This window comes from Halorussus salilacus (assembly GCF_024138125.1).
Taxonomy (GTDB): Archaea; Halobacteriota; Halobacteria; order Halobacteriales; family Haladaptataceae; genus Halorussus; species Halorussus salilacus.
The window spans coordinates 242,580-255,264 of sequence record NZ_CP099993.1; the positions used below are offsets into that span (position 1 = coordinate 242,580).

The window sequence follows — 12,685 nt, forward strand, 5'->3', positions numbered from 1 at the left end:
CAGCAAGTCGTGGTTGGGACACTGCCGACTGCGCGCCACCTGTCCGTTGGGTTCCCATCCGTATGTAGCTTGTGTGATTAACTGAGTAAACGAATTCGAATCGAGTACCCCTTCGGGGGAGAAAATCGACACTTCGGGTTCATGTTCGGGGCGCGTTTCCGGCCAGCGGCCCCTCGCCGCGCAACAGGACAACGACTAAACGGCGCGACACCGTATTTTCGGTAACTCCGGGACAGCCCGGTGGTTGGGACACTATGGCGGAAATCGACACACAAGCGGAGGCCGCTGGATTGCTTCAGCAACTCGGCCTCAAAGAGTACGAAGCGAAGTGTTTCGTCGCCCTGACGCGGATGGACACGGCGACTGCGAAGGACATCAGCGAGATCACCGACGTGCCCCGGACCCGGGTCTACGACGCGATTCGGGTTCTAGAGGCTCAGGGTCTCGTCGAGATTCAGCACACGAACCCCCGCCAGTACAGGGGGGTTCCGCTCGACGAGGCGGCTCGGACCCTCCGACGGCAGTACGAGTCCCGAATCGACGAGCTTCAGGAGGCGCTGACCGCCATCGAACCAGCCGAGACCAACGACGAGCAGGTGACCCACGAGGTGTGGTCGCTCTCGGGCACCGACGGCATCACGAGTCGCTCGCTACAGCTCCTCGACGAGGCCGACACCGAGGTGCTGTTCATCATCAGCGAGGACTCGCTCGTGACCGACGAGACAATCGAGACGCTCCAGACCGTCACCGCGCGGGGCGTCGACGTGCTCGTCGGAACGGTCACCACCGAGATGCGCGACCGACTGCGCGAGCGCGTCCCCGACGCGGAGGTGTTCCTGTCCGAACTGGAGTGGCTCCACGCCGCCGACGACCAGATAGCTATCGGGCGGATGCTCTTGGTCGACGAGAGCACCATCCTGCTGAGTTCCCTCGACGAGTCGAAGGGCACGGAGAAGGCCATCTTCGGGCGGGGCTTCCAGAACGGACTCGTCGTCATCACCCGGCGGCTCATGGCGACCGGACTGCTCCCGACTCGCGACCCCGGGAAGTGAAGAAGCCGAGCGCCGAAAACGGGGGGAGCCGCCGATTCGGACCTCGGCAGTGACGACTCTTTCAATCGCGGTCGACGACGAATGCTCGAAAGGGTGGGTGGTCGCGCGCGAGGACGCGGTCAATCGCGCGAGCAAGTGTCGATTCCCAACAGCGCGTTCACCCCGCAGAACCGCGTGGCGGCGTTGAACAGCAGGGCCGACCCCGCGAGCGCCGCGGCGATTGCGACGGTCGCGTACCCTTGGACGAACGCACCGACCGCCGCGACGGCTAGCGCACCGCCGAGGACCGCGCGGGCCGCGCGGTCGCGCCCGCCGACGTTCGGTTCGAGTGTCATGGTCGAGTTGGAGGCCTCCGAACAGTTAACTCTACTGTCGGCCGAGCGAGTCGGACCCACCACCCACCGATTCGCGCTCGTGTGCCCGCCGGACCGCCCGTTCCAGCGGGTCGCGCTCGCGAGCGTACCGGAGGTGCGAGTCACACTCGCAGTCCGAGGCCCCGAGACCCGCGACGGTCTCGGCGTCGAGGTCGCCGTCGGTGTCGAGGCGTCGACTCACGGCACACTCGGCGTCCACGCCCACCGACTTCACGACTCCGGCGACCCGGCTCGCGGGGTAGCCCAGCAGGTAATCGACGTGCCAGTGGCGGGCGTCGCGCTCGCCCGCGGCGAGTTCGCGGTGGCGCTCGATCCGCGCGAACCCGCCCGGTCCGAACGCGGTGCCGGTGTAGGCGTACCACCCCGCAGCGAGGTCGCGCTCGCCCGCCGCGCCGAACTCGACGGTCGCGGCCTCGTCGAGGGCGATCAGGAGGGTGTAGGTTCCCTTCCCGGTCATGATGGGAGGTGCGAGACGACGAGTGCCGCCGCGACCGCGAGCATGGTCACGGCGTTGAGCGCGACCGACTGCTTGTGGTACCTCGCGAAGGCGTCGTCGCCCGCGTCCTCCATCTTCGGGATGAGGACCTGCCGGGCGTAGAGGTCGAGCGCGACGCCCACAAGCGGGAGCGCGACGAGCGCGAGGCCGTCGTAGGGGCCGATTCGAACCGCGAGCGCGGCCCCGGACGCGACGACCCCCAGCGCCGCCCCGAACGAGTAGTACTTCGGGAAGATGGCGTTGACGACCCGTCCGGCGTCGTCGCCCAGCACGTCGAAGGTCGTCGGCGCGGCGACGAACGAGAAGAAGACGATGCTCCCGAGCCAGACGCCGAGGCTGGCGTCCACGAGGGTTTCGAGTGCGGTCTGGAGGAGGCTCATGTGCGGGAGTTCGGACGCGCGCGGAATCAACGGTTCGGATGCGGTGAGGAGTACGTCGCGTGCGAAACGGGTACGTCGCGTGCGGAAGAAGCGCCCGAAGTTGCGGGAGAGACCGCCCGAAGTTGCGGGAGAGACCGCCCGAAGTTGCGGGAGAGACCGCCGAGCCGCTAGCTACTCCCGGTACCTGTGAGACCGCACCCGCACCGCATCCGCACCGCATCCGCACCGCATCCGCACCGCGCCCCCGTTCCTCCCCGCGTGCGTCTGCGCTCGCGGTGCGAGCGCAGACGCGGCGCGTCCTGTGGCCGGTGAAGATTCGCGTTTCCCGCGGTCGGTGAAGATTCGCGTTTTCGGTGGTGAGCGAAAATCCGTATCCCGGCGGAAACCGACGACTCACTCGGCCACGTCGGCCACCTCGCCGCCCGACAGCTCCCGGAGTCGGTCGGGGTCGATGGGGAAGACCGCCTCCGGGGTCCCCGCGGCGGCCCACACCGTCTCGAAGTCGGTCAGCGTCTCGTCGACGTACACCGGCACCTCGGTGTCGTGGCAGAACGGCGGGACGCCGCCGATGGACCACCCGAGGACCGCCTTGATCTCGCCAGCGTCGGCCAACTCGACCGCGTCCTCCGGAATTCCGCGCAGGTCGGCGACCTTGGCCTCGCTGACGCGGTTCGCGCCGCTGGTGACGACCACGACCAGCGCGTCGTCGGCACGCATCGCGATGCTACTGGCTATCTGGGCCACGTCGCATCCCACCGCAGCGGCGGCGTCTTCGGCGGTCTTGGTCCCCTCGGGGAACTCGTGGACGTCGACGTCGAAGTCGTACTCGCGGCTCGCGCGGTCGGCGAACTCCTCGGCTCGTTCGTGCATGCCAGGGGTTGTGTGGCCGCGGGTCAAATAGTTCGGGGAACGGGAACCCGGCCCACACCTCCGGAAGGGATTTACCGCGGTCGTCTGAACTCCGACCATGCCCGGACCCGTCTTCCTGGAGGGCGAGACCGTCTCCCTCCGACCGGTAGAGCGCGAGGACATCGAGTTCCTCCACCGCGTGATGAACGACCGCCGCGTCTGGCGGCCCGCGCTCGACATCGACCCGATGAACGCCGAGCAGGGCGAGGAGTTCTTCGAGACCGTCATCACGAACGGCGACGGCGTTCACTGTCTGGCCTGTGACGGCGAGGAGCCGCTGGGCGTCGTCACGCTCGCGTTCTCCCAGTACGGCCCCGACGAGACCTCGCGGGCGCGGTCGGCCGAACTCGCCTACTGGTTCGCCCCCGAACACCACGGGCGGGGGTACGGCTCGGACGCCGCGGCCCGGATGGTCCGGTACGCCTTTGAGGACCGGAACCTCCGGCGGCTGAGCGCCCGGCTCGGGAGCTTCAACGACGCCTCCCGCGGCCTGCTCGAATCGCTGGGCTTCGAGCGCGAGGGACGCCTTCGCGAGGCGGCGTGGTACCGCGGCGAGTACCACGACATGCTCGTGTACGGACTCCTGCGGAAGGACTGGGACGCGAGCGAGAGCGAGTAGGTACTCGCTCGGCCGAGCCTCACTCCCCAGAGCCCGCCCCTCCCGTCTCGGCGAGTCGCTCCTCGTACTTCGCGAGCGCGGCGTCGAGCGCCGCGCTCGCGTCGGTATCGGTCGAGTCGGCGAGCGCGAGCAGTGCGAAGATGGCGTCGCCGAGTTCGTCCTCCGAGAGCGCGAGCGCGTCGGGGTCACCGCCGTAGTCGGTCGAGACGGTGGCGTCCTTGGCGAGTTCGCCGAGTTCCGAGACCAGATCGAGCAGGCGGAACGCGGGCGGTGCGTCGAGGTCGTGGTCGTCGACGAATTCGGCGACGCGGCGCTGTGCGTCCTCCATGGTCGGGAGTGGGCGGGTCGCCCCGTTCAATCCTCCGAAATCGCGCTGGCCGACTCCGGACGCGCGAGCGGCCCGACCGCGTCAGTCGTCGGCCCGGGCCTCGGCGGGGTCGGATTCTATCTCGAACTCGTCGAGCAGGTCGAGCAGGTCATCGGCCCGCTGAGCGAGTCGGTCGGCGCTGTCGGAGACCTCCGCGACGGTCGCGGTCTGCTGTTCAGACGCCGCGGCGGCGTCCTCGGCCTTCCGGGCCGACCGCTCGCTGATGTCGGTCGCCTCGTCCATCGTGGCGACGACCTCCTCGGTCGTGACCGCCTGCTCGTCGGTCGCGCGGCTGATCTCTTGGACGCCCTCGGTGGTCTCGTCGACGTTGTCGGCGATGGTTTCGAGCGCGTCGTGGGCCCGCGAGACGACGCGTTCGCCCTCGGCCACCTCCTCGCGCGTGTCGCTGATGTCCTCGACCGCGCGCTCGGTGCGCTCGCGGATGCGCTCGATGCGGGCCTCCACCTCGTCTGCGGCCTCCTTGGTCTCGGTGGCGAGCGACTTGACCTCCTCGGCGACGACCGCGAAGCCGTCGCCGGAGGCGTCGGCGCTCGCGGCCTCGATGCTCGCGTTGAGCGCGAGGACGTTGGTCTGGTCGGCGATGTCGCCGATCAGGTCCACGATTTCGCCTATCTCGTCCATCTCCTCGGCGAGCGCGTGTATCTCCGAGACGGTCTCCTCGGCCTCCTCGCTGACTGCAGCCATCTTCTCGCGGGCCTCCTCGGCGGCCTCCCGGCCCGACTCGCTTCGCTCGTTGGTCCGCTGGGCGGTCCGGGCGACCTCCTCGGCGCTCGCGGCGACCTCCTGGATGCTGGCCGAGAGCTGGCTGAGCTCGTTCGTCGCCGCGGTCAGGCTCTCTTTCTGTTCGCCCGCGCCCTCCGAGAGGACCTGCGTCGCCTCGCTGACCTCTTCGCTGGCCGTCGATATCTCGGCGGCGCTGTGGGTGACCTCGCGGCTCGCGGCGGTCACGGTGTCGGCGAACTCGTGGACCTCCGCGACGGTGTCGGCGAGGTCCTCCATCATGGCGTTGAACTCCCCGGCGATGTCGTTCATCGCGTCGCTCTCGCTGTCGGTGTCCATCCGCGCGGTGAGGTCGCCCTCGGCGGCGTGGCTCATCACGTCGCCGAACTCGGTCGCCTTGCGTTCGAGCGCGGCGGTGAGCGCCTCGGCGTCCTCGCGGGCGTCCTCGGCCTCGTCGCGGGCGGTCTCGATGTCCCGAATCAGGCTTTCGAGGTTGGTGTGCATCCGGTCGAACGCGGTTCCGAACGTCCCCGGAACGTCCTCGTCGAGCACGTCGGCGTCGAACTCCTCGTTCGCGAGCGCCTCGGCCTGATCGGCGGCCGTGTCGAGGTAGTCGCGCATCTCGCCGAACGCGCCGAACAGCCGACCGAGTTCGTCCTCCCGGCTGCTCTCGGGGACCTCCACGTCGAGTCGGCCGTCGGCGATGGCGTCTGCCTTCCCGGCGAGAACGTCGAGGGAGTTCGCGGTCACTCGACCGATGGTGAGGCCGATGAACAGGAGCGCGACGACGGACGCGCCCGCGAGCAGCCAGATGTTCGTCGTGACCTGATTCTGGAGCGCGTAGGCCTCGCCCACCGGGACGTGGTAGGTCATGACCCAGTCGGTGCCCAAGATGGGACGGTAGGCGACCACGTAGTCGCCCTCGTCCATACCGACCCTAGCCGAGGACTCGCGGACGCCGCTGTCGCCGTCGAGGCCGCGCTCGACCACGGTCGAGGACCCGTCGTCCCCGCCGTACTGTTCGAGCAGGTCGGCGTTGCGGTTGTCGAGGACGACCGTCCCGTCGCTGTCGACGACCTTGATGTCGCCGGTCGGAATCGGCGAGTGGAACTCCTTCGAGCGGTCCGGGAGCGACGCCGTCAGGACGAGGACGCCGTCGAGTCCCGCCACTCGCGTGGTGAATCCGACGACGGGCACCGACCCGCCGACGGATTCGTGTGGGGCCGAGACCCCGACCGAATCGGTCGTGCTGGAGTTGAGGTCCTCCACCCACGGGGCCTCCTCGGAGGACAGTTCCTGACCGGTCAGGTCGTCGTTGGTGCTGGCGACCACGATGTTCGTGTCGGGATTGACGTAGTGGAGCCCCTGCACGTCCTGTGGCAGGTCGATGAGCGTGGCGTCGAGTCGCTCCTGGAAGCCACCGCCGGAGCCGTCGGTGGTCGCGATGGACTCGGCGACGAACGTCGTCGTCGAGCGCTTCGAGACGACCCAGTCGTTGACCGACTTGGCCTCGACCTTCGCGATGCCCGAGACCTCCGATTCGGTCTGGGCGGTCACCTGCGACTGGGTGTCGAAGTGGATGTACGCGCCGAACCCCGCGATGAGGACCATCACGACGAGCAACCCGAGCCAGAACTTCGCCGCGTAGCTCCGACGAATCCGCGCCGGGAGCAGCGATTCGAGCCGTCCGAGCAGTCCGTCGAGCTTCTCGCCCGATTTTCGCCGGTCGGACCCGTCGCCCGATTTTCGCCGGTCGGACATGGTTCACACCGCCCTCCCTTCGAAGTACGAGGAGTGGACGAGTTCGAGCGGGACCACGTTGCGTCCCTCGACCTGCTCGACCACGTACGGACTCAGCGGTTCGAGGCGCTCGTTGAGGCCGACGCTCCCGGCCGCGCCCTGATAGGTGACCTCCCTGCCAGCGCGAAGCAGGGACTTCGCGCGGTCGAACTCCCCGACCGTGACGGTGTGGCCCGGCCCGGCGGAGACCGCCTCGATGTTCTCGGCGATGGCTTCGGGCGTGGCCTCGCCCGCCCGCTCGACCGCGAGCGCCTGCAGGAAGAGCGCGTCGTAGGCGTTCTCGGTGAACGGTGCCAGCGGCGCGACGTCCCGGAGTTGCTGGCGCAGCCGAAGCGCGCCGTCGGTCTCCTCGACCCTGATGGACGCGCTGTAGGCGTCCCGGAAGTAGCCCGCTGGCGAGTCCGAGAGCAACCCGGCGCTCAGCACCCACTCGGCGTCGTACTCGCTGTCGGCCCACTCGGTCATGAGTCCCTCCGTCGTCCCGGGAGTGGCGACGAGCGCGACCCCGTCCGGGTCGTCGGCGAACGCCTCGTCGAGAACCCCTCCGTACGCGTCGGCGTCGGGGTCGTACGGCACCGTCGCGGTGACCGTCCCGTCGAACAGCGACTCGATTCGGTCGGCGAGACCCGCCCCGAACGAGTCGTCGACGTGGAGGACCGCGGCCGCGTCGGCACCGACGTACTTGGCATCTTGGAGTATCTTCACCATCACGACCGCCTGCAGGACGTCGCTGGGGACCGTCCGGGCGAAGTACTTCGTCTCGTCGGCGTAGCCCTTCGACGCCAGCGACGGGTGGGTGCTCGCGGAGCTGACCTGCATGCACTCGCCGGGGACCTCCTCGACGAGTTCGAGCGACACCTCGCTCAGGAGGCCGCCGACGAATCCGATTGTTCCCTCCTCGCGCAACGACTCGTAGGCGTCGAGCGCCCGGTCGGTGTCGGCCCCGCTGTCCTCGGGAAGGAACTCGATTTCCCGGTCGAGCGGTCCGCCCGCGCGGTTGACGTCGGCGACCGCCTGCTCGATGGCCCTGACTCCGTGACTCCCGACGGTCCCGAGTTCGCCCGAGAGGGAGGTCGGGAGGATGGACCCGAACCGGACCGACTCGCTCCCGCCCGTAATCTGCCCGACGCACCCGGAGATTCCTCCAAGCGCGAGGCTCCCACCGGCGGCGAAATGCTTCAGGAACCGTCGTCTCGATTCACGCACTCCCATCGGGCGGAGTGAGCAGTGAGTATATCATAATACTTATGAACGTTATCACGGATAATAATGTGCGTTCGGCCGCCGTCCGCCGGTGTTCCGGTGGCCGTCACGGGTCGAACCACCGCGGTTCGGCCGGAGGGGGGCGAACCGCCCCCGTCGTCGGCCTACCGCGATTCGCGGAACCGCCGGACCTCCTCGCGGGTCGGCAGGGCCGACATCGCACCGACAGCGGTGGTCGTGACCGCGGCGACCGCGTTGGCGAACGCCAGCGCGTCCGACAGCGAGGGTCGGCCCTCGCCCCCGATTCGCCCGGCCAGCGCCGCCAGCGCCCCGGCGGTGAAGGCGTCGCCCGCGCCCGTGGTGTCCACCGGGTCGACCTCGTATCCGGCGTGGGCGGCCGTTTCCGGACCCCACGGCGCGGGCGCGGTCGCCGCGGCGACCGCGCCCGCGCCGCCGAGGGTGAGCAGGGCGGTGTGCGGGCCGCGCTCGCAGACGGCCTCGGCGAGCGTCTCGGGGTCGTCGGCCTCGAACCCCACGGCGCGGAGGTCCTCGGGCGTTGCCTTGACCACGTCGGCGTAATCGAACATCCGACCCACGAGGTCGGCGAACTCGTCGCCGTCCGGCCAGAGTTCCGGCCGGGCGTTGGGGTCGAAGACCACGGTACAGTCGCGTCCACTCGCGCGCTCCGCGAGGTCGAGGGTCGCCGAACGGCCGGGTTCGGCGGCGAGCATCACGCCGCCGAGACAGACCCACTCGACCGAATCGAGCGTCTCGTCGGACACCCCGCCGGGTTCGAGTCGGGTGTCGGCGGTCCCGTCGCGGTAGAAGGTGAACGCGCGGTCGGCCGACTCGTCGTGGCTCACGAACGCCAGCGCGGTCTTCGCGTCGGGGTCGCGCTCGACGAACCGGTCGGGGACGCCGTAGCCCGCGAGCGTCTCGGCGAGGTGGCCGCCGAAGGGGTCCTCGCCGACCCGGGTCCAGAACCACGGGGGTTCGCCGAGCCGCGAGAGCGCGACTGCGACGTTGGCGGGCGCGCCGCCTGCACGGCGCGAGAACCCTTCGACTCCCGAGAGCGGGCCGGGCGAGTCCGGCAGGAAGTCTATCAGCGTCTCCCCGGCGACGAGAACGTTTGGGTCGGAGTCCGTCATGGGTATCGTTGGGTGACGGTTCGGCGGTCGGCCGCGAGCGTGAAAGGGTTTTCCGGGTCGGGAGGCCCGTGGTTTCTTACGTTGGCTCGGTGAATTTGGTCCGGGATGGGAGTGACGGGGGAACCGACCGAACACGAGACCGAGAGCACGACCCGCCGGGGATTCCTGCGGGCGGCCGCGGTGGGGGCGGCCGCAGTGGGCGCGAGCGCGGGAGCGACGCGGGGTGCGAGCGCACAGGACGAACAGGAACCGGCCCAGACCTTCCGGTTCGGCGGGGAGGTGGCGGCGTGGCAGGGCGAGGAACCCTCCGACATCGAGGGCGCGGAGAACCCCACGCTCGAACTGGAAGCCGGGACGCAGTACGAGGTGGTCTGGGAGAACCTCGACGGCCAACCGCACGACTTCGTCCTTCAGGACGACGGGGGCGGGAACCTCGCCGGGACCGAACAGATGAGCGAACAAGGGGCGACGAGGTCGGTGACGTTCGAAGCGACGCCGGAGATGACCACCTACATCTGCACGGTCCATCCGACCACGATGGTCGGCGACGTGGAGGTGTCTGGCGGGACCGTCGCCGAACCCGAGGACACGGGGATATCGACGTGGTCCTTGCTGATGGTCGGGGCCGTCGTCGCGATGTTCCTCTCGCCGGTGGTGTTCGCACTGTTCCTGTTCTCGCGGGGCCGCGAGGCGGCGACAGAGCGATGAGGGCTGACCCGTGAGACCGACCGTCCTCCTCGTCGTCGCGCTGGTGGTCGCCGCGGGGGTCGGTCCGGCGCTCGGGCAGGACGGGGAGGGAACCGTGGTCGGCCGCCCGAACATCGAACTCTCGGCGACCGAGAACCGGTTCGGGCCGGGCGAGCGGGTCACCCTCGACGTGTTCGCCTCGAACGACGGCGACCTCGACCGCGGCGGTCCCTCGGAGTACGAACAGCGGGTGACGACCGCCCGGAACGTCCGGATGGAGATCGACGAGAGCCGGATGGACCCCGAACTCGCCCGCGGCGTCGAGGTCCGGACCGGGGAGGTGTTCGCCGGGACCGTCCCCGAGGGCGCTTCCGGACCGTTCTCCTTCGGCCTCGAACTCTCGGAGTCGCTCGCGCCCGGCACCTACCAGATACCCGTCGAGGTCACCTACGACTACACCAACTTCGTGCGCTACGCCGAGGGGCGCGCGCCCGAGTACGGCGACGGAACCCGGAGCCAGACCGCGTTCGTGACCGTCGTGGTCGAGGACCGGCCGCAGTTCGAGGTCGAGACCCGGGACCTCTCGCGCGTGACCGCGGGCGACACCGAGTCCTACCGGCTCAACGTCACCAACACCGGAACCCGGACCGCGACCGACGCCGAGGTGACGCTGTCGACCGGGAACACCTCGGTGTTCTTCGGCGGCGGCGACCGGCCCAGCCAGCGCACCAGCGTCTTCGTGGGCGAACTCGGCCCCGGCGAGACGCAGTCGTTCGAGGTCACGGTCGGCGCGAGCGCCGACACCGCGCCCGGAACCTACCTCGCCGACGCGGTGGTGAGCTATCGAAACCCGAACGGGGTCGCCGAGCGCTCGGACCGGCTCACCTTCGGGGTCGCGGTCGGCGGCGAGCAGACGTTCGGTCTGCGGAACGTCGACAGCAGTCTGCAGGTCGGCGAGACCGGGGAGGTAACGGGCCGGGTCGTGAACACGGGCGAGACCAACGTCGACGACGCCGTGGTCGTTCTGACCACCGAGAACCCCAACTTCCGGCTCAGAGAGACCGAGTACTCGGTGGGGGACCTCTCGCCCGGCCAGTCGGCGAACTTCAGCTTCCGGGTCGACACCGCGAACGCCACCGACCCCGGACCGCGGCGACTCGACTTCAGCGTGGAGTACCGCAACCCCGACGGCGAGTCCCGGACCAGCGACCCCCTCGGCGCGCGGGTCGCGGTCGCCCGCGAGCAGGCCTTCGACGTGCGAGCGACCGACAGCAGTCTGCAGGTCGGCGACCGCGGAACCGTCTCGGGCACCGTGGTAAACGGGGGCGACCGCCCGGTCTCGAACGCCGTGGTCGTCCTGCAAGCCGAGGGGACCGCGCTCCAGCCCCGCGAGACCGAGTACGCGGTCGGCGACCTCGACCCCGGCGAGTCGGCCGACTTCGACTTCGAGGTGGACGCGCCCAACGACACCGACCCCGGCGTCCGACAGGTGTCGTTCCGCGTGCGCTACCGGAACGACGCCGACGAAATTCGGTACAGCGACTCGTTCGATTCGAGCGTCGCGGTCGGCGGCGAGCAGACGTTCGCGGTCGGGAGCGTCGGCGGCGACCTCCGGGTCGGCGAGACGGGCGACCTCCGCGGGGAGGTCACGAACGCGGGCGACCGCCCGGTCTCGAACGCGGTCGTCGTCCTCCGGACCGGCAATCCGAACCTCGAACCGCGCGAGACCGAGTACGCGGTCGGCGACCTCGACCCCGGCGAGTCGGCCGACTTCGAGTTCGCGGTGGACGTGAACGCCGGGGCCGAACCCGGCCCGCGACAGGTGTCGGTGCAGGTGCGCTACCGGAATCGCGACGGCGACCTGCGGACGAGCGACGACCTCGACGCGCGGGTGGACGTGACCGCCGAGGTCGACGAGTTCTTGGTCGAACCGGTCGACGCGACGGTCGCGGCCGGGTCGTCGTCGGTGGTCGAGTTCCGGGTCACGAACGCGGCGAACGCGACCCTCCGGGACGTGGAGGCCAAACTGTTCGCGAGCGACCCCCTGTCGAGCGACAACGACGAGGCGTTCGTCTCCCGACTCGAACCGAACGAGTCGGCGACCCTGAAGTTCGCGGTGAGCGTCGCCGGAGGCGCGATTCCGAAGGCCTACCCCGTCTCGATGGACTTCGCCTACGAGAACGAACGCGGCGACGACGTCCTCTCGGACACGTATCGAGTCCCGGTCGAGGTGACCGACCCCGAGCGGCGAGGATGGGGGCTTCCGGCCGACGTTCCCGTCGCGGGACTCGCCGCGCTCGGCGCGGTTGCCCTCGCGCTCGGACTCGGCTGGTGGAAGCGCGACGCCATCGCTCGTCGCTTCTCGTGACCTCTTAAGCGTACGCCCGTAACCGGGGCGCTTCGGACGGTCACGTCGGGTTACCGCGAGTAATCCGGAACTGACGCCGAGTCGGGCGCTCGCATCAGAGAAAATCGTCGGATAACCGCATATAAGTCGGTCCGAGGGCGCGCCGAAGGCGAATCGGTCCCGGACGAGTAAGGTCGCTGACCTCTCCGTTGGGTTATCCTAACAAGTCAGCTCTACTATAGTTTTGTCGATGATATTTCGGTCGGGACTATCGGCGGCGAAAAACGGCGTAATACGACCTTCCCCGTGGCTTGCCGATACCATCCGGGCTTTGAAGCGTCCAGATAGCCGCGCTCACCGAACTGGCAGAATCGCGATGCTACCCCGGGCCTAGTGCGAGCTACGCCGAGCGACATTCCCGATTAGTGTTGGTATTCTGGATTTCCGGAGAGTCAGGTCCCGATAGACCACGGGTATTAAGCAATACCTAATCGCCGGAGAGGAAAACGGTCGTCGCTCTTTATACATCACTCCGGTGTTCGATTTGACCGAGGTGAAAACT

The 12,685-nt window shown here is 69.0% G+C and carries 12 protein-coding genes; 4 read left to right on the forward strand and 8 right to left on the reverse strand.

Annotation, left to right across the window (positions count from 1 at the left end; translation table 11 throughout):
• Nucleotides 1–254: 254 nt before the first annotated feature.
• Nucleotides 255–1,052, forward strand: a complete 798-nt coding sequence (locus NGM10_RS01275) for a TrmB family transcriptional regulator (protein WP_253480964.1) — start codon at nt 255–257, stop codon at nt 1,050–1,052.
• A 119-nt stretch (nt 1,053–1,171) separates the two neighbouring features.
• On the opposite strand, the gene NGM10_RS01280 is transcribed toward NGM10_RS01275, so the two are convergent.
• From NGM10_RS01280 to NGM10_RS01295, 4 genes are all read right to left on the reverse strand, one after another.
• Nucleotides 1,172–1,387 (reverse strand): YgaP-like transmembrane domain, encoded by a 216-nt coding sequence (locus NGM10_RS01280; RefSeq protein WP_253480967.1) that lies wholly within the window; start codon nt 1,385–1,387, stop codon nt 1,172–1,174.
• 31 nt (nt 1,388–1,418) lie between these two features.
• Nucleotides 1,419–1,883 carry a GIY-YIG nuclease family protein gene (locus NGM10_RS01285; protein WP_253480970.1) on the reverse strand — a complete coding sequence of 155 codons (465 nt, stop codon included), beginning with the start codon at nt 1,881–1,883 and terminating at the stop codon, nt 1,419–1,421.
• Complete coding sequence (locus tag NGM10_RS01290; protein WP_253480973.1) at nt 1,880–2,302, reverse strand: DUF4149 domain-containing protein; 423 nt, start codon at nt 2,300–2,302, stop codon at nt 1,880–1,882. The genes NGM10_RS01285 and NGM10_RS01290 overlap by 4 nt, the downstream gene beginning before the upstream one ends.
• A gap of 393 nt (nt 2,303–2,695) precedes the next feature.
• On the reverse strand, nt 2,696–3,172 hold the full coding sequence (locus NGM10_RS01295; RefSeq protein WP_253480976.1) for a YbaK/EbsC family protein: 477 nt from the start codon (nt 3,170–3,172) through the stop codon (nt 2,696–2,698).
• Nucleotides 3,173–3,269: 97 nt separating this feature from the next.
• Between NGM10_RS01295 and NGM10_RS01300 the strand changes: the two genes are divergently transcribed.
• Entirely contained in the window at nt 3,270–3,830 is a 561-nt protein-coding gene (locus NGM10_RS01300; protein ID WP_253480977.1) for a GNAT family N-acetyltransferase, read from the forward strand.
• Between the two features lie 19 nt (nt 3,831–3,849).
• Here the strand turns inward: NGM10_RS01300 and NGM10_RS01305 are convergent, their stop codons facing one another.
• From NGM10_RS01305 to NGM10_RS01320, 4 genes are all read right to left on the reverse strand, one after another.
• On the reverse strand, nt 3,850–4,158 hold the full coding sequence (locus NGM10_RS01305; RefSeq protein WP_253480979.1) for a MazG-like family protein: 309 nt from the start codon (nt 4,156–4,158) through the stop codon (nt 3,850–3,852).
• A gap of 81 nt (nt 4,159–4,239) precedes the next feature.
• Nucleotides 4,240–6,699, reverse strand: a complete 2,460-nt coding sequence (locus tag NGM10_RS01310) for a methyl-accepting chemotaxis protein (protein ID WP_253480981.1) — start codon at nt 6,697–6,699, stop codon at nt 4,240–4,242.
• 3 nt (nt 6,700–6,702) lie between these two features.
• Nucleotides 6,703–7,950, reverse strand: coding sequence for an ABC transporter substrate-binding protein (locus NGM10_RS01315; RefSeq protein ID WP_253480983.1), 1,248 nt, complete (start codon nt 7,948–7,950; stop codon nt 6,703–6,705).
• Between the two features lie 155 nt (nt 7,951–8,105).
• Complete coding sequence (locus tag NGM10_RS01320; RefSeq protein ID WP_253480985.1) at nt 8,106–9,089, reverse strand: carbohydrate kinase family protein; 984 nt, start codon at nt 9,087–9,089, stop codon at nt 8,106–8,108.
• A 105-nt stretch (nt 9,090–9,194) separates the two neighbouring features.
• Between NGM10_RS01320 and NGM10_RS01325 the strand changes: the two genes are divergently transcribed.
• Both NGM10_RS01325 and NGM10_RS01330 read left to right on the forward strand, forming a co-directional pair.
• Nucleotides 9,195–9,797, forward strand: coding sequence for a cupredoxin domain-containing protein (locus tag NGM10_RS01325; RefSeq protein ID WP_253480987.1), 603 nt, complete (start codon nt 9,195–9,197; stop codon nt 9,795–9,797).
• A gap of 10 nt (nt 9,798–9,807) precedes the next feature.
• Nucleotides 9,808–12,144, forward strand: a complete 2,337-nt coding sequence (locus NGM10_RS01330; protein ID WP_253480989.1) for a COG1361 S-layer family protein — start codon at nt 9,808–9,810, stop codon at nt 12,142–12,144.
• Nucleotides 12,145–12,685 lie beyond the last annotated feature (541 nt).